This is a genomic window from Rhizobium sp. P32RR-XVIII (assembly GCF_012641395.1).
Lineage (GTDB): Bacteria > Pseudomonadota > Alphaproteobacteria > Rhizobiales > Rhizobiaceae > Rhizobium.
This window is the reverse complement of record NZ_JABAIH010000005.1, coordinates 235,120-258,242: the sequence shown is the minus strand read 5'-3', so window position 1 is coordinate 258,242 and position 23,123 is coordinate 235,120. Positions and strand designations below refer to the sequence as shown.

Here is a 23,123-nt window from a genome sequence, read left to right as displayed (position 1 = left end):
GCTCGCAGAGGTCAATCGCGAGCCTTTCGCCTTTTGGTCGGCTGGGTTGGGCCCGGTCATGCCGGGCGGGCTTTTTGTCGCGCGAGCGGGCCTCATGATCGCTGCCAATTGCATTTCCATCCGCCGGGATTTAGACCGTCCCCGACTGCGTGATGCCCGTTCCCAAGAAAGGTCCATTTGATGGCTGACGATCTTTTCCCGCTCGGCAATGACAACACTCCTTACCGCAAGATCAGCAGCGACTACGTCTCTGTCGACAGCTTCAAGGGTCAGGACATCCTGACGGTTGAACCCGAGGGCATGCGCCTCCTGGCCGAAACCGCCTTTGCCGACATCAACCATCTGCTGCGCCCCGGCCATCTGCAGCAGCTCGCCTCCATCCTCGACGATCCGGAAGCCACCGACAACGACCGCTTCGTGGCATACGACCTTCTGAAGAATGCCAACATTGCCGCCGGCGGCGTGCTGCCCATGTGCCAGGATACCGGCACGGCGATCATCATGGGCAAGAAGGGCCGCCGGGTCTGGACCGAAGGCGGCGACTACGCAGCGCTCGCCAAGGGTGTCATGGACGCTTACGAGAAGAAGAACCTGCGCTATTCGCAGCTCGCGCCCCTCAAGATGTTCGAGGAAAAGAACACCAAGAACAACCTGCCCGCCCAGATCGACATCTACGAGGAAGGCGTCGATTCCTTCGATTTCCTGTTCGTCGCCAAGGGCGGCGGCTCGGCCAACAAGACCTTCCTCTACCAGGGCACGCCGTCGCTTTTGACGCATGACCGGATGATCGACTTCCTTAAGGAGAAGATCCTGACGCTGGGTACGGCAGCCTGTCCCCCCTACCATCTGGCAATCGTCATCGGCGGCACCTCGGCTGAAATGAACCTGAAGACCGTCAAGCTCGCCTCGACGCGCTACCTCGACGATCTACCGACCGAAGGCTCCGAAAGCGGCCATGCCTTCCGCGATGTCGAAATGGAGAAGGAAATCCATAAGCTGACTCAGCAGATGGGCGTCGGCGCGCAGTTCGGCGGAAAGTATTTCTGTCATGACGTGCGCGTCATCCGCCTGCCGCGCCACGGTGCCTCGCTGCCGATCGGCCTCGGTGTCTCCTGCTCCGCCGACCGTCAGGCCAAGGGCAAGATCACACGCGAAGGCATCTTCGTCGAACAGCTCGAGACGGATCCGTCCAAGTATATGCCGGAGACCGATCAGTCCAAGCTTTCGGACTCCATGGTCCGCATCGACCTCAGCCAACCGATGGCCGGCATCCTTGCGGAACTGTCGAAGCATCCGGTGAAGACTCGCCTGTCGCTGACCGGAACGATCATCGTCGCCCGCGATCTGGCCCATGCAAAGATCCGCGAACGCCTTGAAAAGGGTGAAGGCATGCCGGAATACATGAAGAACCATCCGGTCTACTATGCGGGGCCTGCGAAAACCCCCGCCGGTTACGCCTCGGGCTCGTTCGGCCCGACCACGGCCGGCCGCATGGATAGCTACGTCGACCAGTTCCAGTCCTTCGGCGGCTCGATGGTGATGCTCGCCAAGGGCAACCGCTCGCGCGCCGTGCGCGAAGCCTGCAAGAAGCATGGCGGCTTCTATCTCGGCTCCATCGGCGGCCCTGCCGCACGCCTGGCGCAGGACTGCATCAAGAAGGTCGAGGTGCTGGAATATCCGGAACTTGGCATGGAAGCCGTCTGGAAGATCGAGGTTGAGGATTTCCCGGCTTTCATCGTCATTGACGACAAGGGCAACGACTTCTTCCAGGAACTCAATCTCGGCTGAGCGCCGTCAATGGACGGCGCCCGTCTTCTGCCGATCGATCTGCTGGGCGGTAGCCATACCGCCTAGCGCCTGAACGTTACCGACGCTCAGCGAGTCTCCGGAGTTGACGCTGGCAAGAATGTCGGTGCGAAACGCACCGTCGAAAAACCCGCTGTCCTGCAGCAGGAATAGAGAGCCGGCGATAACGGCGGCGGCGAGGATGGCCGGCGATGTATGACGAGACGTTACCATGATCTCATGCCTTCTGTTTGGACCGCTCCCGGTCCGTTGAGAAGGAATGTGCGCCGTCTTCATCGTTTACAGAAGAGCGGAATTCCAACACCGACTGTCAACAAAATGACGACAGTTGAAGACGGTTTACGCCAGCAATTCTCGTAAAATTTGCAAAACGGGTTCCCGCGGACACAATGCCATATATGAGGGATATTCATATTCCCGTTGTATTTCAATGGTATAGTATTTCGGCGCAATGCAACCGCAATAATCACATCTCATCTTTGGTATATATCTCTTTAATACTTTCCCAACGAATTTAAGCTAACCAATAGAAGATTGCCTTTGAAATCTCATTGAGGAGTATGCCGAATGACTGCGGCTGCAGCGCCAAAAGCGCAGGTTCCGGATGTGGCAGGTCAGATCACCTATGCCATGCGCTCAATGGGAGTCGCGCCCATCCCGCGCAATTACGAGCTCTTCTATGAGGCCTATATCGGCTCCAACCCTGCCCTGACGCGCGAACTCGCTGCCCTCGGCGGCCAGGCTACCCAGCAGGAACTCGATGCGCTTGGCGCGCAGTACTTCACTCATTCGCCGACCCGTATCTTCGATGATGCCCACAGCCGCATCACCGGCGAGCTTGATGGCCTTCTGCGCGTTCTGCGCCAGGAGCAGACGTCGCTCGAAAGCTACAACAAGCTGCTTGGCGAAACCTGCAAGCGCATGAACTCCAAGAGCGCCGCCAGCGCCGAACTCATCGAAAACGCCATTACGCTGCTCACCGAAGCAACCGGCGATACGATGGCACATGGCGAAAGAACGGTCGAGGATGTCGTCCAGCGCTCGCAGGAAATGGACCGGGTCCGCAAGGAACTCGATGAATACAAGCGCATCGCCAATACCGACTCGTTGACGCGCCTTTCCAACCGCCGCGCCTTCGACGATCGTCTCGCTGCCGTTTTCGACAATCCGGCATTGAAGCCCGTCACCGCTCTGGTGCTTGCCGATATCGACAACTTCAAGAAAATCAACGACACCTACGGTCATCCCGTCGGCGACAAGATCCTTGCGACCGTCGCTTCGGTTATCCGCGCCAATGTGCGTCGCGATGTGTTCGTCGCTCGTGCCGGCGGCGAAGAGTTTGCGCTGATCGTCGATGGCAATACTTCGGAAGAGGTCATGCACATGGCGGAGCGCATCCGCCGCACGCTCGAGGCAACGCCGTTCAAGAATTCGCGCACCCGCGTGAACTACGGCCCCGTCACCGTTTCCATGGGCGTCTGCATGGCATCGCACGCCGACGATCCGGGCGAACTTTACTACAAGACCGACATTGCCCTCTATGGTGCGAAGAATGCCGGCCGCAACTGCAGCATCCTCTACCAGGAAGGCATGCAGAAGGACTTCACCAAGAGCTGGCTGATCTACAAGGCCTAGTCCCAAGCGTCACCAGCCGATGACGCTTGCCTACCACATCGTCTTCGCCGCACGGCCCGCCCATTCGCGGTCGTAGGTCTCGTGATCGAAATCCCCCGTCGCGGCCTTCAGCATCTGGCCGGGCGTCGGCAAGGTAGCCGGATCGACGAAATTCTCAGGGTTCCAGAGCTGCGATCGGATCAGCGCGCGGGCGCACTGGAAGTAAACCTCGTCGATCGTGATCACCACCACGGTTCGCGGATGCTTGCCATCCATCTCGAAGCTTCCGAGCAGCGCGTCGTCGTTCGAAACGACGCCGCGGCCGTTGATACGCATCGTCGTGTTCGAACCCGGCACCAGGAACATCAGCGCAAGCCGCGGATCGCGCACGATGTTCGAAAGCGAATCGACGCGATTGTTGCCGCGCCAGTCAGGCAGGTGCACTGTCTTTTCATCGATCACGCGTACCACGCCGCCGATGTCACCGCGCGGTGAGCAATCGAGCCCCTCAGGCCCCACTGTCGCAAGCGCCATGAAGGGCGAAGCTTCGATCATCTGCCGGTAGAGCGGCGTCAGCACCTTCGTCACCTTGGCAACGGAGGCCTGTGTGAGGCCTCCGGCGTAGATCTCGCTGAGTTCCTCGACCGTGCTGATGATCTTCATGATTGCCCTGCCCGCGCTGTCAAAGGCCGGCCATTAGCCGCCTAAGGTGACGCTACAATGACGCGCGCTTCGCCGGAAGGTCAAAAAGCGGAATGATCTCAGCATCTTTTTTTATGAGATCATCCGCGAGGAAACTTTGGATTGCCGAAAGCACCGGCTCGGCGCTGACGATCCGCCGGTGGCCGAAGCCGTTCGCCCAGAGGAGCCGTACGTTCCCGCCAGATGCTGCATAGCGCCGCGCATGACCAGCGCTCACCTCCTTGTCGTCCTCGGCGTGGATCACGAGCACCGGCCTTGCCATTGTTCCGGCCGCCCTTCCCGCATCGAACTCCTCAAGTCTGCGGCCGGTAAGGCGATGCACCTCGCCCTCGAGTACGGCCTGGGCCGCCCTTCCGAGCCCGATCATTCTGCCGAAGCCGGTAAACAGCCATTTCATCTCGCTCGGCGAACCGATCGTCACGATCCTTCCGACCGAAAGCGCGGCGACCTCCGACAGCATGCCGGCGGCCGAAACCATCAATGCTGCTCCGCCGAAGGAATGGCCGACCGCCGCGTCAAAGGCGCCAAACCGCGCCTCGGCGGCGGCAATGGTCTGCACGGCAAGCCCCATGTGCAGAAAGCGCCCGCCGGCGCGCCCGTGTCCTGGAAAATCCACGCCGATCACCTCGGCGCCGCTCTCCGCGAGCGCGCCGATCAGACCGGCCATGTAGTCCATGCTCGATCCCCAGCCATGCGTCACCAGATACCGCTGCCGCTTGCCGGCTGCGCCGCCGTTCACCCGGTAGGCATGCGCGCGCCGCCCTCCCGGTAGCCGAAGCTCGATGCGTTCCGCCGACTGCAGGAACGCCCGTCCGGCTGCGTGTGTCGTCTTTGCCTTTTCCCCCTTGGGTTTTGCGGACGGCGTCCGGCAGAAGAGCCGGAAGGCCGCCTTGCCCGCAAGACCCGGCGAAACTGACTGCAGCAGCGAAAATCCGAGGCGGGTGACCTTCAGCGTAAAGTTTGGCATAGTGGGAATCCAATAATGTTCAACACTGAACAATAAAGTACAACGATGAACAAAAATCAATCCCTACCCTGGGATCATCCGCGCTTCCGCAGCTGGATCGCGGTTGCCCGTGCCTGCCAGTTGATGCAGCAGTCCTTGGGCCGTTCGCTGGCGGACCTCGACATCAAGACCCCGCATCTCGATATCCTGATCAATCTCTATCGCTTCGAGGGCATCTCCCAGCAGGAGCTTGCCCGAAAGCTGCTCGTCGGCCGCTCCAACATGAGCATGCTGCTGCCACAGATGGAAAAGCGCGGCCTGATCGAACGCCGCGGCGACGACAAGGACAAACGCGTGCTGCGGCTTTACCTGACGGAGGAAGGCCGCAGCGTCACCGAGCGCGCCATGGTGATCCAGACCGATCTGATCGACCGGGTGCTTTCCCCCGAGCCGATCGACCAGTGCATGGCGATGGCGAGTTCCATGGAACGCATCATCGGCGTGCTGCAGCAGGATTTGCGCGACGAAGACTGACGATTAGTGAATCGTCTCAGATTGGGGAGCACCGGCAAGCGACCGGTATTCCCAGGCCGCAACGACGATCAATACCAGCGCCGCCAGGATGCCCATGACGTAGACCTCGGCGAACGGCGCGGCAAACGCAAGCAGGATCAGGAAAACCAGGCCCGCCAAGTGTGAGAGCGGCGGCCTTCCACTCGTGGCGCCCTTGAACCAGAGATTGCCTGCGAGGAACAGTCCCGAGCCGCCGAGAACCGAGGCCATGACCCCGAGATTGTCCGTCTCGTGCGGATGCGAGAACATGAACTCGACGGCCACCGCATGCACGATGATGCCGGCCAGAATCGGAATATGCGCATAGGTGAAAGCCAGCCGCGCAAGACGCCCCGGCGCCTCGTCATGCTCGATCCGGTGTGCGGCACGCGAATGCCCGAACCGGAAATAAAGCCACCACATCGCAACCGTGCCGATGAAGCCGATTGCGAAGACCAAGCCGGTCAGCGCTGAGAACGGCAGCTCGGAAAAAGTGCGGCCGGAAACGAGGATCGCCTCGCCGAGGCAGATGATGATGAACAGCGCGCAGCGCTCCGCCATGTGGGCGCCGGACACGTCCCAGTCGGCCGCCGTCGACCTGCCGGAGCCCGGCACGAAGAAGCCGGTGGCCGGACCCATATATTCGATAAGGAGTGCGAACGCCCAGACCATCAGCCGCGCCTCATGCTCCAGGAGCCCGCCGGTGATCCAGAACACGCCGGCAACCGCAAGCCAGGTGGTGATGCGGACGAAATTCACATAGTTCGAGCCGCCGGAACCCTTCATCGCGTAAACGGTAAACAGCGACCGGCCGACCTGCATCAGCACGTAGGCAGCGGCAAAAAGCAACCCCTTGTCGCCGAAGGCTTCGGGAATGGAAGCCGAGAGAACCAGCCCGAGGAGCATGAGGACCACGAGCATGCCCCGCACCGGCATCTTTTCCGGATCGAGCCAGTTCGTCACCCAGGCGGTAAAGATCCAGACCCACCAGACGGCAAAGGTCATCAGCGCCGCTTCGGCCGCTCCAAGCGGCGTGTAATGCGCTGCCAGCGCATGCGAAAGCTGGGAGATCGAGAAGACGAAGACCAGATCGAAGAAGAGTTCGAGATAGCTGACCTTGCTGTCGGCTGGGCCTCCCTTCGAACGAAGCCAGTTCTTACCTGTGGTCGCCACCATTTTTCCCCCTGATGGTCACAGTGGTTCGGTCAGCGTGGCTTTTCCGCCACGTCGCGGCTCATGCCCTTGGCTGTGAGTTCGGCCTCGTACTCCGCAAAAAGCTCCACGCCCCGATCGCCCAGCTCGCGCAGATAGGTCCAGGTATAGATGCCCGTGTCGTGCATGTCGTCGAAGCCGATGCGCACGGCGTAATTGCCGGTCGGCGTCATCGAGATGATCGCGACGTTCCGCTTGCCTGGAACGGTCAGCTTCTGTCCCGGCCCATGACCCTGCACTTCTGCCGAGGGCGAAAGGACGCGCAGCATCTCGGCCGAAAGATCGAAGCTCTGGCCGTCGTCGAACGTCACCGTCAGGCGCTGCCGGTCCTTGGATACGCGCAGTTCGGTCGGCCAGATATCGCTCATCGCACCCTCCATTTATCCCAGAGCAGTAGGCAATCAGGCTTTTCGAGGCAAGCTCAATTTGCCGTGCGTCCCCGCTCTTTCCCTTGACGCAGCAACCACATCTGGCCACATTACCATGGCAACGGAGATATTCATGAACAGCCATGTCGGAACGATAGGAAATGCATCCCCTCTGGTGGCGGATGCGGACCCGATGATCGACCCCTTTGGGCGGGCGGTCACCTATTTGCGCGTCTCCGTCACCGACCGTTGCGATTTCCGCTGCACCTATTGCATGGCGGAAAACATGACCTTCCTGCCGAAAAAGGATCTGCTGACGCTGGAAGAGCTGAACAGGCTCTGTTCCGCCTTCATCGCCAAGGGCGTGCGGAAGATCAGGCTGACGGGCGGCGAGCCGCTGGTGCGCAAGAACATCATGTTCCTCGTGCGCGAACTCGGAAAGCGGATCGGCTCCGGCCTTGAGGAACTGACGCTGACGACGAACGGCTCACAGCTCGCCCGCCACGCCGAGGAGCTCTACGACTGCGGTGTGCGCCGCATCAACGTTTCCCTGGACACGCTCGACCCCGACAAGTTCCGCAAGATCACCCGCTGGGGTGATTTCGCCAAGGTGATGGACGGCATCGACGCGGCGCAGAAGGCCGGGCTGAAAATCAAACTCAATGCCGTCGCACTCAAGGATTTCAACGCCGCCGAGATACCGGACATGCTGCGCTTCGCGCATGGCCGCGGCATGGACCTGACGGTCATCGAGACCATGCCGATGGGCGAGATCGACGAGGATCGGACCGATCAGTATCTGCCGCTCTCCGAGCTTCGCGCCGATCTCGAGCGTCAGTTCACGCTGACCGATATTGCTTACAAGACCGGCGGCCCTGCCCGCTATGTCGAGATTGCCGAAACCGGCGGCCGCCTCGGCTTCATCACGCCGATGACCCATAATTTCTGCGAAAGCTGCAATCGCGTCCGCCTCACCTGCACCGGCACGCTCTACATGTGCCTCGGGCAGAACGATGCGGCGGATCTCCGTTCGGCGCTACGCGCCACCCAAGACGACAGCCTGGTCTACGCCGCGATCGACGAAGCGATCACCCGCAAGCCGAAAGGCCACGACTTCATCATCGACCGCACCCACAACCGCCCCGCCGTCGCACGCCACATGAGCGTCACCGGCGGGTGACAACTTCGTTCTGATAGTTCATTCAAGCCGCACCCGCCGGATCGCCGATCGGCAGCAGCGCCGGATCGAGAGGCTCGGGGTCGTTGGGGTTCTTGTTGTCTGCGGGGTCTTGAGCCGGCGTCTTCGGGGACTTTTCCTGGACGCGATCGGGCACGCCGGGTGCCGGTGTCGGGCCACGCGGAGTTTCAGCGGGATTCGGTACGTCAGTCGGCATCACTATCTCCTGGTGTTTAGCTGGAAGAAGCCCCGCCGAAGCGGGGCTGATGTTCAGTGCCAGGTCTGGCGGCCGTACCAATCGTCAATATCGCGCTTGATGAGGTCCTTTTCTATCCCATAGCGTTCCTGGATCTTGCCTTCGAGCTGGTCGCGGCGACCGGCGATCTGGTCAAGATCGTCGTCAGTGAGCTTGCCCCACTGCTCCTTGATCCTGCCCTTCATCTGCTTCCAGTTACCTTCGACACGATTCCAATCCATCACGTTACTCCTTTTGGTTTGCTTCCAAAAACAGAACGCCAGAGGAGGGCTTTTGTTCAAAAACAATGGCGGCTTGCCGCTCGGGCAACGTCGTTGTGCGCTGCGCAATCGAATTATTCCGGGTGTGGCTTTCATCCGATTCCCTTGCTCTGCGATCGCCTCTAAAAGGGCGGCACGAAAATCGGGAATCTCTCTTCATGCCGCGGTCTCGCAACACCCAGGGCGCAATCTTCATGAGCATGGCCATGGCCGGCTTCGCGTCCAGCGACGCCCTGTCCAAGTCGGTCATCAGCTATATGAACGCTGGCGAGATCATGTTCATTCGCGGCCTGTTCACCAGCGTTCTCGTCTATTTCATCGCCCGCTATCTCGGTGCGCTGCGCTCCTGGCGCGTCATCCTGAAGCCGATCATCATCCTGCGCGTCATCTGCGAAATGCTCGCCGCCGTCACCTACATCACGGCGCTCGGCATGATGCCGATCGCCAATGCCTCGGCCATCCTGCAATCACTGCCGCTTGTGGTGACCTTCGGAGCCGCACTCTTCTTCCGCGAGCCAGTCGGCTGGCGGCGCTGGTCGGCGATCCTTGTCGGCCTGATCGGCGTTATGATCATCATCCGGCCCGGCCCGGAAGGCTTTACGCCCGCAGCCCTTCTCTGCGTCGGGAGCGTTCTGGCAACGGCGGGCCGCGATCTTGCAACCCGCTCCATCGATCCCGAGATTCCCTCGCTGATGGTCACCGTCGTCACCGCCATGTCGGTGGCCTTCTTCGGCGCGCTGCTGATCCCTGCACTCGGCGGCTGGCAGCCCGTCAGCACAACCTCGCTTTCGCACCTGGTGCTTGCGTCGGCGCTGGTGCTGATCGGCTATCAATCCGTCATCGTCGCGATGCGCACCGGCGAAGTTTCGTTCGTGGCGCCCTTCCGCTATACGAGCCTGATCTTTTCGGCGTTTCTCGGTTACATCTTCTTCGCGGAAGTGCCGGACTCCTGGACCGTCACCGGCGCCGCCGTTGTCATCGCGTCCGGGCTATATACCTTCTACCGGGAGGCCAAACGCCACGTGCCGCCGCTCGCGCAGGAATCCGAGCCGCGCAGCCCAGTCTGAGAACCGCCATGCCAGCTTTCGCCTTGCAGAACACCAATATTCCCGGCGTCATCCTTGCCGGGGGCCGCTCCTCGCGCATGGGGCAGGACAAGGCGACCGTCATGCTCGGCGGCCGCTCGCTGCTCGATCACGCGATCGCGCGGTTGTCGCCGCAGGTCTCGACTGTAGCGGTCAATGCCGATAGCGAGCCGCAATGCGGCCTGCAGTTCATACCCGATATCGTCCCGGGCAAGGCCGGCCCCATGGCTGGCATCCATGCCGCCATGGCATACGCGGCCACGCTTCCGGACGTCACCCACGTCGTCACCATCTCGATCGACAGCCCCTTTTTCCCCGCGGAATTGGTCGCTGATTTCGTCGCGGCGATCGATGCCCCGGCGAAAATCGCGATCGCAGCATCCGAAGGCCGCACCCATCCGGTCTTCGGCCTCTGGCCCGTGTCGCTGGCCGAGGACCTCGCCGCCTGGATCGAGACTGATCAGAAGCGCCGCGTGCGGGACTTCCTCCAGCGACATAACGTAACGGAAGTTCCATTCCCGCTGCACCCGACGCGCGCCAGCATGCTCGACCCCTTCTTCAACATCAACACGCCGGACGACCTGACGGAAGCCGAGCGCTGGCTGGAGGTTCTGTCATGAGTGCGCCAAGCACCTTCGGCCCCCGCATCTTCGGCATTGCCGGCTGGAAGAACTCGGGCAAGACGGGTCTTGCCGTCCGTCTCGTCGAGGAGTTCACCCGCCGCGGCTACCATATTTCGACGATCAAGCACGCCCATCACGATTTCGATATCGACAAGGTCGGCGCCGACAGCTACCGCCACCGGCAGGCGGGCGCCCACGAAGTCACGATCGTCTCGGGCACGCGCTACGCGATCATGCACGAGCTGCGCGGCGAACCTGAACCCACTTTCGAGGAAATCCTCGCGCGCCTCGCTCCCTGCGACCTGGTGCTGATCGAAGGCTACAAGCGCGAACCGATCCCGAAGATCGAAGCCCGTCGTCTGGAAGCAGCCAGGCTCGATCCCCTGGCGCCCGCCGACCCGCATATCTGCGCCATCGCCGCCGATCACCCGGTCACGGACACGGACCTGCCGTTCTTTAATCTCGACGACACGATCGCCATCGCCGATTTCATTGCCGAGACGATCGGCCTCGGCGAAGCCGTTTCTTCTCCCCAGCGGGGGTCCGATGGACGGGGCGAGACCGGCGGTTCGACCCCGGTTGATGTCCGTAGGACAGATGAGGGGGTGAGCGACGACAGGAGCGAACGGTCGGAGCGATAAGCGACGAACGAACTCGCTGCGCCCCCTCATCCGACCCTGCGGGCCACCTTCTCCCCGCTGGGGAGAAGGCAAAACCCCGCCGGCTTACTGGTTTGACGCCACCGGGCGCACCAGCGGGGTGACGCGGCGGATCGTGACGCGCCGGTTCTCCTGTTCCGGGCCGGCGGTGTTGACCTTCAGATAGCGCTCGCCATAGCCCTGCGTGGCAAGGTTTTCCGGCGCGATGCCGTAGACCTCCGAAAGCACGTTGGCGACGGATTCGGCACGCTGGTCCGAAAGCACGAGGTTGCTCTCGTCGGAGCCGACGGCGTCCGTATGGCCTTCGATCAGGAAGGTTTCGCTCGGGTCCTTTTCAAGCACCTCGTTCATGGCGTCGGCAACCTTGCGCAGGCTGCGCGCCTGGCTCATCGGGATTTCGGCGCTACCCGTCGCAAAGGTGATCGTATCGAGGTCGATACGGCGGACCTTGTCGCGGATACGGGCCGAATACTTCACCTCGTTCAGCGAATAGACACGCTCGACAGGTTCCACCGGCGGCTCGCTCAGGAACTCGTAATAGTCGCGGTCCGCATCGCTGCTCGTGTCGATGATGTAATCGCGCACGGGAATGCCAAGCCGCATCGGCGGCAGATCGGCACCCGGATCTTCGAAGTAGCCCCGGTCAGGATCCTCGTAGAGCTCCGGCGAATAGTAGAGAACATATTCGCGGTCGCGATTGTCGATACGCGAGCGCTGGATGATGTCGCCGTAGCGGTTTCGGATGGTGACAATCCGATAGCCTTCCGGCCGCTCGATCGTTTCACGATAGCGGTCACGCGAAAGCTGTTCGTAGATCGGCCGCTCGCCGTCCCTGAGGAAGCGGCGGTCGTCGTCGCTGCGCACGACGGTGCGGTTGTTGAACTGCAGGATGATGCGGTTGTCATCACCCTCGTAGCGTTCAACCCGTGCACCTTCGGGCCGCGTAAACTCCGGCCTGCGGTCGAGTCTGCGGCCCTCTTCGCTCGTCACCGCCTCGATCTTGATCGGAGCACGGCGCTCGCCCTTACGTTGAAGCTGCTGCGCCTCGGCATCGGATTTCGGCGCGGCGATGACCTGTTCGGAGGCGCGCTGGCGATCGCGGTTGCGTCGCCCTTCCTGGCCCGCCGTCCGGTCCACGTCCTTGTCGCTGTCGAGCACGGCGGCACCGTTTTCTACCGGCAGGACGACGGTCTCGTTGCTCTTGCTCGGATCCTCGGCAATCTGCTTGCGACGCTCGAGTTCCTGCGGCGTCACCTTCTCAGGAGCGGGAATTGCCTGCTCGGTCGGCTGGGCATTGCCGGCCGGCTGTTCGGCGGTCGTTGCGCCGGGCTGACCGGGCGCCTGCTGGCCTTGCAACTGCTGTTGCTGCTCTTCGCCGGCGGGCTTCTGCGCCTGATCCGGTTCTGCGGGAACCGGCGGCTTCTCGGGTGCCGGCGAGGTTGCAGGTACCGGTGCCTTGTCAGGTGCCGGCGACTCCTGCGGAACGGGTGCCTTGTTCTCGGCCGGCTGCTGCTCGGGCTGAGCTTCCTTCACCGGCTTGCGACCGGGCTTTGCAGTTGGCTCCGGCTGCTGTTGCTCGCCTTCGGTTGCCTGCTGCTGCTTGTCACGCTTGCGCGGCTTCTGCTGCTCGGGCTGCGCTTCGCCGGTCTGAGGTTGGGTCTCTTCGGCCTTCGGCTTTGCTTCACCCTGCTGCGGCGCGGCTTCCTGCTGGGCAGGCTGCTGCTCGCCCTGTTTGCGGCGCGGCTTCACGTTATTCTCGGCAGGCTGCTGTTCCGGTTCGGCCTGAGGTGCCGCTTGCTGCTGCTGTAGCTCGGGGGCAGCCTGCTCGGGTGCGGCTTCGCGTTTCTTGCGGCGAGGCTGTTGCTGGTTTTCGGAAGGCTGGGCCTGCTGCGCTTCCGGGGCGGCCTGTTGAGGCGCGGATTCAGCGTCGCGCTTCTTTCTGCGCGGAGCCTCCGGTTCGGCTTGCGGTGCTGCCTGCTGCTGCGGCTCGGGCGCAGCCTTCTGCGGTGCGGCTTCGCGCTTCTTGCGACTGGGCGCTTCCTGCTGTGGCGCGGCCTCGCGCTGCTGCTCCTGGGCGGGCTGCTCTTCGGCAGCCGGAGCCTTGCGCTTCTTCTTCTTCAGAAGCTCTTCATCCGTGGGGGCATCCTGCGCCACCTGGTAGCTGCCGCTTATCACCTGCGGCGCGGGCTGCACAGCACTTCCACCGCCTGCAACCGAAGCATGGGCCGGCGACACGACCAACGACAACGAAAGCAGCGGGAATGCCGCGCCGGCAAACAATGTTGATTTAATGCCCATTGGGTCTCCTCGTCTTCCTTTGAGTTTTTTTGGGAACACCTTAGGCGGCATTCGGGTTGGAGGGCGAACGTGGGACGGAAATCGTCCAGGACTGGTTTTGTTCCCGCTGTTTTAGAAAGCGCGGCATTAACCCCATATGAATGCCGTGGTTCGATACCGTTCATCTTTGCCATATTCTGCGGCGCGGCACTCCGCTGCGATTCCAGTTGCAATTTGCGAAAAAAAGGTTTGATTATCGCGCCAAGGCGGTATCCATGCCCGCCGCATTCACGCCGCTGTCGGATAAAAAGAAGACGCAGCGGCAACCAAAAGAGAGGATCCACATGCGTATCTCCACCCGTTTTCTCGCCGCTGCATCGCTTGCAGCGCTGTCACTCTTCGCCGGTTCGGCGATGGCCGACGGCGAGAAGTACGTGATTGGCACGGACTCCACGTACCCGCCCTTCGAATTCGTAGACGCCAGCGGCGAGATCAAGGGCTTCGACATCGACATCGCCAAGGCCCTGTGCGCCGAGATGAAGGCCGAATGCTCCTTCGTCAGCGCCGACTGGGACGGCATCATTCCGGCTCTTAAGGCCAAGAAGTTCGATATGATCGTTTCTTCGATGTCGATCACGCCGGAGCGTTCGAAGCTCGTCGACTTCACCAACAAGTACTACAACACCCCGCCGGCTATCGCCGTGCCGAAGGACTCGACCATCACTGACGTTGCCGGCCTCAAGGGCAAGACGATCGGCGCGCAGACGTCGACGACCCACTCCAACTATGCTGAAAAGCACCTTCCCGACACCGAGCTCAAGCTTTATCCGACGGCTGACGAGTACAAACTCGACATCTCGAACGGTCGTATCGACGCGGTGATCGACGACGTCGTCGTTCTCTCCGAATGGGTCAAGTCGGATGCCGGTTCCTGCTGCAAGATCCTGACCCCGCTGAAGGTCGATCCGGAAATCAACGGCGCTGGCGCCGGTATCGCCATCCGCCAGGGCGACCCGCTGAAGGACAAGCTGAATGCCGCGATCGCCGCGATCCGCACCAGCGGCAAGTACAAGGAAATTCAGGACAAGTACTTCGATTTTGACGTTTACGGCGAATAAGAAAAGCTGTACCTGACCGGCAAAGATGGTGGCGGAAGGCTTGCTCTTCCGCCATTTTTGTTTGACAACGATGGAAAGAGAAAAACGGCTTAAGCCGTGAGGGGAAAACTGGCATGAGCGGATTGTTTTCCGCGCTGGGCTCGTTCTGGGCTTGGATAGGATATATCGTCGATCCGCTGTGCGGACCCGCCGGCGTTTTCACTTGGTTCGGCCAATCGACGATTCTCGCCTGCGGCGACACCGGCTGGGGCGACGAGATCGCTCTCGGTCTGAAAACCACCGTCAGCGTGGCGCTATTGACGCTGCCGGTCGGCCTCGTCATCGGCTTTTTGGTCGCGCTCGGCCAGCAGTCGGAAGAACGGTCCGTGCGCCTTGCCGCCGGAATATACACCACCATCTTCCGCGGCCTGCCCGAACTTCTGACCCTCTTCATCATCTATTACGGCATGCAGATCCTGATCCAGTCGATCCTTGCATACGTCGGCTATGAGGAGCGCATTGAGATCAATGCCTTCGTCGCCGGCATGATCGCGCTGTCGGTGGTCTTTTCCGCCTATTGCTCCGAAGTGCTACTTTCGGCCTTCCGGGCCATCCCTCGGGGACAGTATGAGGCCGGCTATGCTCTCGGACTTCATCAAGGCCGGACGCTTCGGCTCATCGTCTTGCCGCAGCTTATCCGCATCGCCCTGCCCGGCCTGACGAACCTCTGGATGATCCTGCTCAAGGACACGTCCTACGTTTCCATCATCGGCCTGGCGGACATCCTGCGTCAGACGGGCGTTGCGGTCCGCGTGACCAAGGAGGCGTTTTTCTTCTATATCATCGCTTGCGGCCTCTATCTGGCGCTTGCGATCATCTCGTCCGTCGGCCTCAGCTACATCGAACGCTGGGCCAAGCGCTCGGAGGTCCGCCGATGAGCTACGCGGAAACCCTCATCCCTCCGCAGCCTGCGCCGAAGGCACTGAAGAAGCGCATAACCGTCGCGCGCATCGCTGGCACGCTGCTCGTCTACCTCTGGGCGCTGCTTGCCGCACTCCTGATCTACATGGTCGTTTCCAATTGGGATCCGGCCGAGTTCGCGCGCTACGGGCCGCGCTACCTGCATGGGCTGATGACAACGATCATCCTGGTCTCGGTATCCGTCGTCTGCGGCGCCGTTCTGTCGCTGCCGCTCGCCTTGGCGCGAATGTCTGAGAACAGGGTCCTCAGCACGCTTGCCTATTGCTACGTCTACATTTTCCGCGGCACGCCGCTTTTGGCGCAGCTGTTCCTGATCTACTACGGCCTCGGCGGCTTCCGTCCGCAGCTCGAAGCCGTGGGCCTCTGGTGGTTCTTCCGGGACGCCTGGTATTGCGGCCTGTTCGCGATGACGATCAACACCGCCGCCTACCAGGCCGAAATCCTGCGCGGCGCCATCGAAAGCGTTCCGCACGGCCAGCACGAGGCAGCGGCAGCGCTCGGCATTCACAAGGTCGTCGCCTTCCGCAAGATCGTGCTGCCGCAGGCGCTCATCGTGGCGCTGCGCCCCTACGGCAACGAAATCATCCTGCTGATCAAGGGCTCGGCCGTCGTCGCCATCATTACCGTGTTCGATCTCATGGGTGAAACGCGCTACGCCTTCTCGCGCACTTTCGACTACCAAACCTATCTCTGGGCAGCGATCTTCTATCTTTCGATGGTGGAGGCGCTCCGGCATTTCTGGAACTGGATCGAACGGCGCCTGACGCGTCACTTGAAGCGCTGATCGCTTGGCAGCACTGTCGATGCAGTGCTGCCAAGATCTTGAAATCACAAGTGAATCGCCCTATTATTCTCATATGTCAAGCTTGCGTTAACCACGCCGTGCTTCCATTTCATACGACGCTCATAGGCGTAAGAAGGGGAATGAGAGCGAGACTGAGAGATGAACAAGGACTTCGAAAAGCAGCTTAACGGATATGGGCTGACGACGGCCCAGATCCTTTACCGTCTGCCGGACCACCCGACGATCCTCCAGACCTACATCTGGCAGGAATATGACCTCGCTCCGGATTTTCCCGAGATGCGCGGCTTCCTGAAGTTCTGGCAGGAGAAGCTGGATGGCCCGCTGCATTCGGTGCGCTACATCCACCGCAAGCTGATCTCGGCAACCGAATGGCGCGCCCTGAAAGGCGAATTCATCCTGCACTGATCACGCCGGCTGCGCGTACTCTACACATGCGCCTCGCCGTGGATGTATTCACCTTCGTCGAGCTCCCGGTGCAGCACCCCGTAGAGGACGGCGAGATAGAACGCCGCCACGATCGCGATGACTGCAAGGCCCGGAAGCGGCCCGAGCACGGCATTGTCGATGACATATGACCAGGAATGCGCCTGCACCAGCGGGTTGCCCTCGGTCTGCAGCTTCGGCGTCGTGATCTTCAGGCCCCAGGCAAGCAGCATGATGAGATACATCCAGCCATAGTTCCGCTGCAGCCGGCGATGCAGGGCGTCGGTATAGCTGAGAAGGAATTTCGGCTTTCGCAGGCTGCGTGCAACCACCGAGCCCCAATCGAGCCCGGTACCAGGTTCCGGAGCCAGTATCTGGGCGAAGTAGTTCTTCTCGACCTGCCTGACGCGAGCCCGGTAGATGTCGAAGAAGCGGTAGCGCCGCGCCTCGATCAACAGCAGCAGCGTAATCAGCATCATTCCGAACAGAAGCACGCCATGGTGCGATGTCGGCGTAGACAACGAGACCGAGAGAAGGGCTGCGACCACGGTGATTGCCCAATTCGACGTCCGGTCGATGCGATCCCGCCAGCTCGTCATCCGACCCATTTCGCCGCGATAGTAGTGCGCGAGCGTATTGGTCATCTCGCCCTGGCTCGCCGGAAGCGGCGGCCATGGCCCCTTCACGACGCTCTCGTCGTAGTCACGTTTGCTGAAATCCGTCGTCATGGCATTTCCTCCATTTTCTTATTATTGAATTTCCAATCCATTCTGCGCCTGTAAGGCTGCCATTGCAAAAGACTTCAAGCAGCCGTAGAGGCATGCCTCAATTCGGAAGGCCTCAATTCGAAAGGTATGGCGATGGCAAAGAAAATCGACGAAGAAGCGCTTGCAGAAGCCTATAACCGCGCCCTTGCGCTCGAAAAGGCGGGCGATTTTGACGCGGCGGTAAGAGCCTATGAGGAAGTGCTGGCGATCGACCCCGAAGATCACGGCGGCGCTGCCGTCCGCATCGCTTCGATGGGCCGCGGCGAAACGCCGGTGAAGGCGCCCGACGCCTATGTTGAAACCCTCTTCGACCAGCACGCCGAAGTCTTCGAGGACGTGCTTGTCGAGCAGCTCAGCTATCATGTGCCGATGCTGGTCCGGCAGCGCCTGCAGGAACTGAAGCTCGGGCCGTTCAAACGTATGCTCGATCTCGGCTGCGGCACGGGCCTGACGGGCGGCACGCTGCGCGATCTCTGCGAAGATATGACGGGCATCGACATTTCCGAAAACATGGTCGAGATCGCCCATGAGAAGGATCTCTACGAAACCCTGTTCGTCGCTGAAGCCGAGGACTTCCTCGACGACAACGATGAAGAGCCCTTCGACCTCATCACCGCAACCGACGTCCTGCCCTATCTCGGCGCCCTTGAGCCGCTGTTCTTCGGCGCGGCGGAAAACATGACGCCCGGCGGCCTCTTTATCTTCTCGTCCGAGATGATCCCTGGCGACGCCATAGACGGCCCGCCCTACATAGTCGGCCCGCACCAGCGCTTCCTGCACGCCGAAGCCTATATTCGCGACCGGCTGGCGGCGACCGGCTTCGAGATCGTAGAGGTGACCGAAATCAACGTGCGCATGCAGGAAGGCCAGCCGAGCCCCGGCCATCTGGTCATCGCGCGCCTCGCCGGCTGACGATCCCGGCGCGAAGCTGCTAGCTCGCACGGACGGAGTGGCGCGCAGATAGTGGACGCTAGCGACGGCTGATGGCCCTGAAGCAGGTCTTGAGACGATTGCCTTGCGCCAACGGGATGGATCAGAAGCCGGATTGGAGTCCCGCGACAGCAATCATTAAAGGTGGTAATTTTGGCTGCGGGCACTCCGTTCAGGAGGCAGGGGCATGGGCAATGTTGAGGAAAGAACTCCTATCACGCCGTCGTCTTTCGCTGTGGGCAGAGCCATCCTGGGCGAGGTTCGCCAGGCACCTATTCTTGCGCTCATCGTTTTCGTGCCCGTCGTCATTTTTCTGGAACGGACGTCCCCCGATGCGCACACTTTGCTGTTTCTCCTTTCGGTCGTAGCGATCGTACCCCTGGCTGCGCTTCTGAGCCGCGCAACCGAAGCGGTTGCCGCCAAGACGGGAGATGCAGTCGGCGGCCTGCTCAATGCCACACTCGGAAACCTGACCGAACTCGTGATCTCGCTTGCGGCGCTGCAGGCCGGGCAATATTTGTTGGTCAAAGCATCGTTGGCCGGCGCGATTGTCACCAACACGCTGTTCATGCTTGGCGGCGCATTCCTGCTCGGCGGCCTCAAGCATCACGTACAGGAATTCAACAGGGTCAATGCGCGCTTCCAGGCTTCCCTGCTGTTCCTTGCTACCATCGCCATTCTGGTCCCGTCGCTGATCAGCGAAGTGGATCAACCACCAGCGCCTGAGGTCTCCCAGACGCTGAGCTTGGGATTGGCGACCCTTCTCGTTGCCGTCTACGCGCTCGGCATGTTGTTTTCGTTGAGGACGCACCGGGAGCTTTTCGCCAGCGTCAGCCACGGAGAGGAAGACCAGAAACCCTGGCCTCTCTCGCTTGGCATCGTCATGCTGGTTGTCGTTACGCTGCTGGTCGCGGTGGTCAGCGAAATATTCGTCGGTTCAGTCCAGGTCGCCGCCGAGCATCTCGGGCTGACGCCAGCTTTTGTTGGCTTCATCGTCGTCGCTCTGGTGGGGGCCGCCGCGGAAATGACGACCGCGTTTTCGGCAGCCCGTGCAAATCGCCTGGATCTCAGTGTCGCGGTCGCATTGGGCAGTGCCGCCCAGATTGCGCTCTTCGTCGCGCCGGTACTGGTGCTCGTCAGCTATTTCATCGGTCCGGAACCCATGACACTCCAGTTCTGGCGCGGTGCGGTTACGATGATGATCGTCGCCACGATGGCTGCAACCCTCTTGTCGAATGGCGGGCGTGGAGCTTGGTATGCGGGTGTGATGGCGCTTGCCCTCTATGCGATCTTCGCGTTCACCTTGTTTGTCTTGCCTCCCGCTACCCCATCTTGATGCAACTGCCGCGATTGATCCCTCCAAATTCGATGCCGGCCACGATCACGATGGCTATGGCCACTGAAATACCGCCAGCCATTCTTCGTGGTGCAGCCCAAGCAAAGATGGCCCGCAGACACTTGCAGGAATCCCAGGCGCCTCGCATGAACTGAAAGGCAGAAGACCATGGCGATACGCACAAGCTCCCGGTCTCAATCGAAGCGAATGAGACGGCTATTCTTCGCTGCGCTGTTCCAGCAGGTTCGCATAGTGTGGCCGATCTTTTCCGGGATCCTTGTCGTCATGGTAGGATCGGGCATTGTTGCCGGACAGATCGAGAGCTGGCGCATTGGCGAAACCCTGTACTTCACTTTCGTCACCGGATTGACGATCGGCTATGGCGATGTCACGCCCAAGCATGCCATCCCGCGGATACTGGCCTTGCTGATCGGCCTTTGTGGCATTGTGCTGACCGGCCTGGTTGCGGCCGTTACCGTACAGGCGCTCGGCGCGGCGGATCGCGATCGAGCCGAACAGAATGATGGCTCGTGAGCGCGCGTGACACGGCTATGTGGCTGCGTCGCATTGTCGGGGCGTCGCTTGTCCAGATCCGGACATACCGTCCGACCTAAAGCCCGCTCACCTGTGACACCCGTCGAAAACCATCGTATAATGCCGGATTGTCGTCGTCACCCGCATCTAAATGGAGTTTGAAATTGAGCACCGCCTTCGTCAAGGAAGAGAGTGCCGAAACTGCTTCGGAAACCCTACTGCCGGACCGTCCGATTTCGCCGCACCCGAACCTTGTGACGGAAGCGGGGTTGAAAGCTCTGGAATTGCAGCTGCAACAAGCGCGCGACGCCTACGGCGCTGCGAGCACGATCGAAGACGTGAATGAACGGCGGCGGCAGGCAGCAAATCCCCTTCGGGATCTGCGCTACTTTGCGGCAAGAGTTAGCACGGCTCAGCTTGTGCCCGACCCGGCTTCATCCGACACCGTTGCCTTTGGCAGCACGGTGACGTTCAGCCGCGACGACGGGCGCGTACAGACCTATCGTATCGTGGGAGAGGACGAGGCGGATCCCAAGGCCGGATCGATTTCCTTCGCATCCCCGGTAGCCAGGGTTCTCATGGGCAAAGCTGTCGGGGATCTGGTCAGCGTCGGTGAACAGGAGCTGGAGATCATTGCCATCTCGTAGTGCCTCCTGCCAACCGTAAGTTGCTCCTTGCATCCTTGTGCGCGAACTGATCTCCTAAAGCCCTTCAGGAAAGTTTCCGGACACCGAAAGGTCGACGCATGTCTCTCGTTCTCTATGGACACCCCCTCGCCTCCTTTTGCCACAAGGTGCTGATCGCCCTTTACGAAAACGGCACGCCTTTCGAAGACCGCATGGTCGATCTTGCCGACGAGAGCTCGCGGGCCGATTTCTTCCGCTTCTGGCCGGTCGGCAAGATGCCGATCCTGCGCGATGAGGCGCTGGACAGCACGATCCCGGAGACGAGCATCATCATCGAATATCTCGACCGGCATTACCCCGGCCCCATCCGCCTGTTGCCGGATGACATCGATCGTGCGCTGCGCGTCCGGCTCTGGGACCGCTTCTTCGATCTTTATGTTCAGACGCCGCTGCAGAAGATCGTCGTCGATACTCTGCGGCCGGATGGCGCAAACGATCCACACGGCGTCGAAGAGGCGCGCGGCATGCTTGCGACCGCTTACGACATGATCGAGCGGCAGCTGGGCAGCAATCAGTGGATTACCGGCGACAGTTTCACGATGGCCGATTGCGCCGCGGCACCCGCCCTCTTCTACGCCGAAACACTCGTGCCTTTCGGCGAGGGCCAGCCGAAGCTTAAAGCCTATTACGAACGCCTGCTCGAGCGGCCATCCTTTGCACGGGTCCTGAAGGAGGCACTGCCCTACTTCAAGTTCTATCCCTACAAGAAACAGCTTCCCGAGCGCATCCGCAACGAAATGCCCTCCGAATAATGGAACCCGCCACTAGCGTCCCACAAGATGGAGGAAGCGTTTTATGCTCGTCTTCAGCCAGGTGAGGTATCGCGGCTGAAGGTGCGCCTCCAGCCAGGAGATCAGCGTGAACTTGACGAGGTCAGGCGCAAAATGCGCCATGCCACGCGCACTCACCGCCGCAAAATAGCTGACCCGCTTCGATGACGATGTGGCCCAGCGCTCTTTATAGTCGGCTTTCAGGGTGCGCATGTCGAAGCTTAGATTTCGCTCAAAGCACCACCGCGCCATATCCTCGATAAGAAGCATGCCGGGGGAAAAACGCGCGTAGGCCGGATCGAAGGTTGTGACATGCATTTCGATCCGCCGCCGGTCGATCGTGCTGACGACGGCAGCAACTGGCGTGCCATCAAGCTTCAGCACAAACAAGCCCAGGCGCCCGACCACGTTGCGTGCCGCTGCAGCCCTTTGCAGGAATTGCTGAGTCTCCTCCTTTAAAAACCAGTCTCTCGACTTGTCCTTGCGCTGAAGCCAGGCGCGCTTTTGCTGCAAGATCCAGTCGATCGTTTCACTTTGGTCGCGGGCTCCGTCAGGCAGTTCGAAGCTAACCTCACCGAGCTCGCCGAGGCGCTTGCGCGCGCTTCTAAGATTGACACGCAGTTTCTTGGGATAGCCGGCAATCAGGGCGTCAAAATTTGCTGCGGTCTGGCGATCAATCGCAAAGGCGTCGATCGGAACAGCGAATTTCAGTGCCTTTCGCGCCTGAATCGCCTTCTGGATGTTTGAACCGTCACGAAGAAAGGGCACATGCATAATATCGATGCCCGATGTCAAAGCGCGCAGCAGGGCGGCACAGGTCTCTGGCGTGTCCTCACCCGGTGCAAACAACGGATCGCCATACTCTTCGTTCAGCCCGCAACTCACCGGATCGATCCGGAGGACTGCTCCACGTCGCCTTTGGATAAATGGCCAGACGGCGATCAGCTCGTCCGCCCGCCATACGGTCGCAACGTGTAGCTTATCGCCGGTTTCAAAAACCCGTTCCTCCCAGCCGAGCCGGCACCAATCGAAGCTTTGCGTAAAATGGCAATCGACCGCCCGCTGTTCCAACTCTCTCCAGGCAGGTTCCAGGGCCCTCAGTGCACCGACGTCGGCTATTAACTGAACACAGGTCCCGCTGCCTGTCTCGCCGGCGCTTACTGCGGCAGGTGCGACGAAGACATCGCGCGTCAGGCCACGCCAAAGACTATATGATCCCCCCGACATCGACATTCCCCCCGATCTGCGTCGTCAATG

At 60.9% G+C, this 23,123-nt stretch carries 25 protein-coding genes and 1 pseudogene; 16 read left to right on the top strand and 10 right to left on the bottom strand.

Translation table 11 applies throughout. The annotated features are described in order from the left end of the window. Positions 1-180: 180 nt before the first annotated feature. Entirely contained in the window at positions 181-1,788 is a 1,608-nt protein-coding gene (locus HGP14_RS17205) for a fumarate hydratase (protein ID WP_168831075.1), read from the top strand. A gap of 6 nt (positions 1,789-1,794) precedes the next feature. Here the strand turns inward: HGP14_RS17205 and HGP14_RS17200 are convergent, their stop codons facing one another. After that, a complete protein-coding gene (locus HGP14_RS17200; protein WP_168830856.1) occupies positions 1,795-2,019 on the bottom strand; it encodes a hypothetical protein in 225 nt (74 codons plus the stop codon). A 354-nt stretch (positions 2,020-2,373) separates the two neighbouring features. Between HGP14_RS17200 and HGP14_RS17195 the strand changes: the two genes are divergently transcribed. After that, positions 2,374-3,441, top strand: coding sequence for a GGDEF domain-containing protein (locus HGP14_RS17195; protein WP_168831074.1), 1,068 nt, complete (start codon positions 2,374-2,376; stop codon positions 3,439-3,441). A 30-nt stretch (positions 3,442-3,471) separates the two neighbouring features. On the opposite strand, the gene HGP14_RS17190 is transcribed toward HGP14_RS17195, so the two are convergent. Both HGP14_RS17190 and HGP14_RS17185 read right to left on the bottom strand, forming a co-directional pair. Further along, positions 3,472-4,083, bottom strand: coding sequence for a pyridoxamine 5'-phosphate oxidase family protein (locus HGP14_RS17190; RefSeq protein WP_168831073.1), 612 nt, complete (start codon positions 4,081-4,083; stop codon positions 3,472-3,474). A gap of 52 nt (positions 4,084-4,135) precedes the next feature. Further along, positions 4,136-5,089 (bottom strand): alpha/beta hydrolase, encoded by a 954-nt coding sequence (locus HGP14_RS17185; RefSeq protein WP_168831072.1) that lies wholly within the window; start codon positions 5,087-5,089, stop codon positions 4,136-4,138. Positions 5,090-5,134: 45 nt separating this feature from the next. On the opposite strand from HGP14_RS17185, the gene HGP14_RS17180 reads away from it, so the two are divergent. Continuing rightward, complete coding sequence (locus HGP14_RS17180) at positions 5,135-5,602, top strand: MarR family winged helix-turn-helix transcriptional regulator (RefSeq protein ID WP_168831071.1); 468 nt, start codon at positions 5,135-5,137, stop codon at positions 5,600-5,602. A 3-nt stretch (positions 5,603-5,605) separates the two neighbouring features. On the opposite strand, the gene HGP14_RS17175 is transcribed toward HGP14_RS17180, so the two are convergent. Continuing rightward, positions 5,606-6,796, bottom strand: a complete 1,191-nt coding sequence (locus HGP14_RS17175) for a low temperature requirement protein A (protein WP_168831070.1) — start codon at positions 6,794-6,796, stop codon at positions 5,606-5,608. A gap of 29 nt (positions 6,797-6,825) precedes the next feature. Next, on the bottom strand, positions 6,826-7,200 hold the full coding sequence (locus tag HGP14_RS17170) for a gamma-butyrobetaine hydroxylase-like domain-containing protein (RefSeq protein WP_168831069.1): 375 nt from the start codon (positions 7,198-7,200) through the stop codon (positions 6,826-6,828). Between the two features lie 133 nt (positions 7,201-7,333). Between HGP14_RS17170 and moaA the strand changes: the two genes are divergently transcribed. Then, positions 7,334-8,380: a GTP 3',8-cyclase MoaA gene (moaA, locus tag HGP14_RS17165; protein ID WP_168831068.1), complete on the top strand. Its 1,047-nt coding sequence runs from the start codon at positions 7,334-7,336 to the stop codon at positions 8,378-8,380. Positions 8,381-8,402: 22 nt separating this feature from the next. On the opposite strand, the gene HGP14_RS17160 is transcribed toward moaA, so the two are convergent. Continuing rightward, positions 8,403-8,594, bottom strand: coding sequence for a hypothetical protein (locus tag HGP14_RS17160; RefSeq protein WP_168831067.1), 192 nt, complete (start codon positions 8,592-8,594; stop codon positions 8,403-8,405). A gap of 53 nt (positions 8,595-8,647) precedes the next feature. Beyond that, positions 8,648-8,854: a CsbD family protein gene (locus tag HGP14_RS17155; RefSeq protein ID WP_168831066.1), complete on the bottom strand. Its 207-nt coding sequence runs from the start codon at positions 8,852-8,854 to the stop codon at positions 8,648-8,650. 197 nt (positions 8,855-9,051) lie between these two features. Between HGP14_RS17155 and HGP14_RS17150 the strand changes: the two genes are divergently transcribed. The 3 genes and pseudogenes from HGP14_RS17150 to mobB form a co-directional block, all read left to right on the top strand. Further along, positions 9,052-9,960 carry a DMT family transporter gene (locus HGP14_RS17150; RefSeq protein WP_168831065.1) on the top strand — a complete coding sequence of 303 codons (909 nt, stop codon included), beginning with the start codon at positions 9,052-9,054 and terminating at the stop codon, positions 9,958-9,960. A gap of 8 nt (positions 9,961-9,968) precedes the next feature. Next, the gene (gene mobA / locus HGP14_RS17145) at positions 9,969-10,598 is read left to right on the top strand and encodes a molybdenum cofactor guanylyltransferase MobA (RefSeq protein WP_168831064.1); all 630 of its coding nucleotides are present in this window, start codon (positions 9,969-9,971) and stop codon (positions 10,596-10,598) included. Continuing rightward, positions 10,595-11,122, top strand: a pseudogene (gene mobB, locus HGP14_RS17140) (molybdopterin-guanine dinucleotide biosynthesis protein B); the annotation flags it as partial. The gene mobA and the pseudogene mobB, both read left to right, overlap by 4 nt. Positions 11,123-11,326: 204 nt before the next feature. Here the strand turns inward: mobB and HGP14_RS17135 are convergent. Further along, a complete protein-coding gene (locus HGP14_RS17135) occupies positions 11,327-13,558 on the bottom strand; it encodes an OmpA family protein (RefSeq protein WP_168831063.1) in 2,232 nt (743 codons plus the stop codon). 323 nt (positions 13,559-13,881) lie between these two features. On the opposite strand from HGP14_RS17135, the gene HGP14_RS17130 reads away from it, so the two are divergent. From HGP14_RS17130 to HGP14_RS17115, 4 genes are all read left to right on the top strand, one after another. Next, positions 13,882-14,655 (top strand): ABC transporter substrate-binding protein, encoded by a 774-nt coding sequence (locus HGP14_RS17130; RefSeq protein WP_168831062.1) that lies wholly within the window; start codon positions 13,882-13,884, stop codon positions 14,653-14,655. Positions 14,656-14,768: 113 nt separating this feature from the next. Further along, on the top strand, positions 14,769-15,572 hold the full coding sequence (locus tag HGP14_RS17125) for an ABC transporter permease (RefSeq protein ID WP_168831061.1): 804 nt from the start codon (positions 14,769-14,771) through the stop codon (positions 15,570-15,572). Then, positions 15,569-16,399 carry an ABC transporter permease gene (locus tag HGP14_RS17120; protein ID WP_168831060.1) on the top strand — a complete coding sequence of 277 codons (831 nt, stop codon included), beginning with the start codon at positions 15,569-15,571 and terminating at the stop codon, positions 16,397-16,399. Before HGP14_RS17125 ends, HGP14_RS17120 begins: the two co-directional genes overlap by 4 nt. 159 nt (positions 16,400-16,558) lie before the next feature. Further along, the gene (locus HGP14_RS17115; protein WP_168831059.1) at positions 16,559-16,825 is read left to right on the top strand and encodes an usg protein; all 267 of its coding nucleotides are present in this window, start codon (positions 16,559-16,561) and stop codon (positions 16,823-16,825) included. Positions 16,826-16,845: 20 nt separating this feature from the next. On the opposite strand, the gene HGP14_RS17110 is transcribed toward HGP14_RS17115, so the two are convergent. Next, the gene (locus tag HGP14_RS17110) at positions 16,846-17,571 is read right to left on the bottom strand and encodes a DUF2270 domain-containing protein (protein WP_168831058.1); all 726 of its coding nucleotides are present in this window, start codon (positions 17,569-17,571) and stop codon (positions 16,846-16,848) included. Positions 17,572-17,703: 132 nt separating this feature from the next. Here HGP14_RS17110 and HGP14_RS17105 point away from each other — a divergent pair, with 132 nt between their 5' ends. The 5 genes from HGP14_RS17105 to HGP14_RS17085 all read left to right on the top strand — a co-directional run bounded on the left by HGP14_RS17105 (position 17,704) and on the right by HGP14_RS17085 (position 21,848). Then, complete coding sequence (locus tag HGP14_RS17105) at positions 17,704-18,522, top strand: methyltransferase (protein ID WP_168831057.1); 819 nt, start codon at positions 17,704-17,706, stop codon at positions 18,520-18,522. Positions 18,523-18,727: 205 nt separating this feature from the next. Then, positions 18,728-19,876: a calcium/proton exchanger gene (gene cax / locus HGP14_RS17100; protein ID WP_168831056.1), complete on the top strand. Its 1,149-nt coding sequence runs from the start codon at positions 18,728-18,730 to the stop codon at positions 19,874-19,876. A gap of 207 nt (positions 19,877-20,083) precedes the next feature. Further along, complete coding sequence (locus HGP14_RS17095) at positions 20,084-20,410, top strand: potassium channel family protein (RefSeq protein ID WP_168831055.1); 327 nt, start codon at positions 20,084-20,086, stop codon at positions 20,408-20,410. Between the two features lie 164 nt (positions 20,411-20,574). Beyond that, complete coding sequence (gene greA / locus HGP14_RS17090) at positions 20,575-21,057, top strand: transcription elongation factor GreA (protein WP_168831054.1); 483 nt, start codon at positions 20,575-20,577, stop codon at positions 21,055-21,057. 98 nt (positions 21,058-21,155) lie between these two features. Next, positions 21,156-21,848, top strand: a complete 693-nt coding sequence (locus tag HGP14_RS17085; RefSeq protein ID WP_168831053.1) for a glutathione S-transferase family protein — start codon at positions 21,156-21,158, stop codon at positions 21,846-21,848. A gap of 12 nt (positions 21,849-21,860) precedes the next feature. On the opposite strand, the gene HGP14_RS17080 is transcribed toward HGP14_RS17085, so the two are convergent. Further along, positions 21,861-22,937, bottom strand: a complete 1,077-nt coding sequence (locus tag HGP14_RS17080) for a GNAT family N-acetyltransferase (RefSeq protein ID WP_168831052.1) — start codon at positions 22,935-22,937, stop codon at positions 21,861-21,863. Between the last annotated feature and the right edge of the window lie 186 nt (positions 22,938-23,123).

Coding starts and splice junctions, on each gene's coding strand:
- HGP14_RS17205 (WP_168831075.1), top strand. CDS start 181: ATGGCTGACGATCTTTTCCCGCTCGGCAATGACAACACTCCTTACCGC.
- HGP14_RS17200 (WP_168830856.1), bottom strand. CDS start 2,019: ATGGTAACGTCTCGTCATACATCGCCGGCCATCCTCGCCGCCGCCGTT.
- HGP14_RS17195 (WP_168831074.1), top strand. CDS start 2,374: ATGACTGCGGCTGCAGCGCCAAAAGCGCAGGTTCCGGATGTGGCAGGT.
- HGP14_RS17190 (WP_168831073.1), bottom strand. CDS start 4,083: ATGAAGATCATCAGCACGGTCGAGGAACTCAGCGAGATCTACGCCGGA.
- HGP14_RS17185 (WP_168831072.1), bottom strand. CDS start 5,089: ATGCCAAACTTTACGCTGAAGGTCACCCGCCTCGGATTTTCGCTGCTG.
- HGP14_RS17180 (WP_168831071.1), top strand. CDS start 5,135: ATGAACAAAAATCAATCCCTACCCTGGGATCATCCGCGCTTCCGCAGC.
- HGP14_RS17175 (WP_168831070.1), bottom strand. CDS start 6,796: ATGGTGGCGACCACAGGTAAGAACTGGCTTCGTTCGAAGGGAGGCCCA.
- HGP14_RS17170 (WP_168831069.1), bottom strand. CDS start 7,200: ATGAGCGATATCTGGCCGACCGAACTGCGCGTATCCAAGGACCGGCAG.
- moaA (WP_168831068.1), top strand. CDS start 7,334: ATGAACAGCCATGTCGGAACGATAGGAAATGCATCCCCTCTGGTGGCG.
- HGP14_RS17160 (WP_168831067.1), bottom strand. CDS start 8,594: ATGCCGACTGACGTACCGAATCCCGCTGAAACTCCGCGTGGCCCGACA.
- HGP14_RS17155 (WP_168831066.1), bottom strand. CDS start 8,854: ATGGATTGGAATCGTGTCGAAGGTAACTGGAAGCAGATGAAGGGCAGG.
- HGP14_RS17150 (WP_168831065.1), top strand. CDS start 9,052: ATGCCGCGGTCTCGCAACACCCAGGGCGCAATCTTCATGAGCATGGCC.
- mobA (WP_168831064.1), top strand. CDS start 9,969: ATGCCAGCTTTCGCCTTGCAGAACACCAATATTCCCGGCGTCATCCTT.
- HGP14_RS17135 (WP_168831063.1), bottom strand. CDS start 13,558: ATGGGCATTAAATCAACATTGTTTGCCGGCGCGGCATTCCCGCTGCTT.
- HGP14_RS17130 (WP_168831062.1), top strand. CDS start 13,882: ATGCGTATCTCCACCCGTTTTCTCGCCGCTGCATCGCTTGCAGCGCTG.
- HGP14_RS17125 (WP_168831061.1), top strand. CDS start 14,769: ATGAGCGGATTGTTTTCCGCGCTGGGCTCGTTCTGGGCTTGGATAGGA.
- HGP14_RS17120 (WP_168831060.1), top strand. CDS start 15,569: ATGAGCTACGCGGAAACCCTCATCCCTCCGCAGCCTGCGCCGAAGGCA.
- HGP14_RS17115 (WP_168831059.1), top strand. CDS start 16,559: ATGAACAAGGACTTCGAAAAGCAGCTTAACGGATATGGGCTGACGACG.
- HGP14_RS17110 (WP_168831058.1), bottom strand. CDS start 17,571: ATGACGACGGATTTCAGCAAACGTGACTACGACGAGAGCGTCGTGAAG.
- HGP14_RS17105 (WP_168831057.1), top strand. CDS start 17,704: ATGGCAAAGAAAATCGACGAAGAAGCGCTTGCAGAAGCCTATAACCGC.
- cax (WP_168831056.1), top strand. CDS start 18,728: ATGGGCAATGTTGAGGAAAGAACTCCTATCACGCCGTCGTCTTTCGCT.
- HGP14_RS17095 (WP_168831055.1), top strand. CDS start 20,084: ATGAGACGGCTATTCTTCGCTGCGCTGTTCCAGCAGGTTCGCATAGTG.
- HGP14_RS17085 (WP_168831053.1), top strand. CDS start 21,156: ATGTCTCTCGTTCTCTATGGACACCCCCTCGCCTCCTTTTGCCACAAG.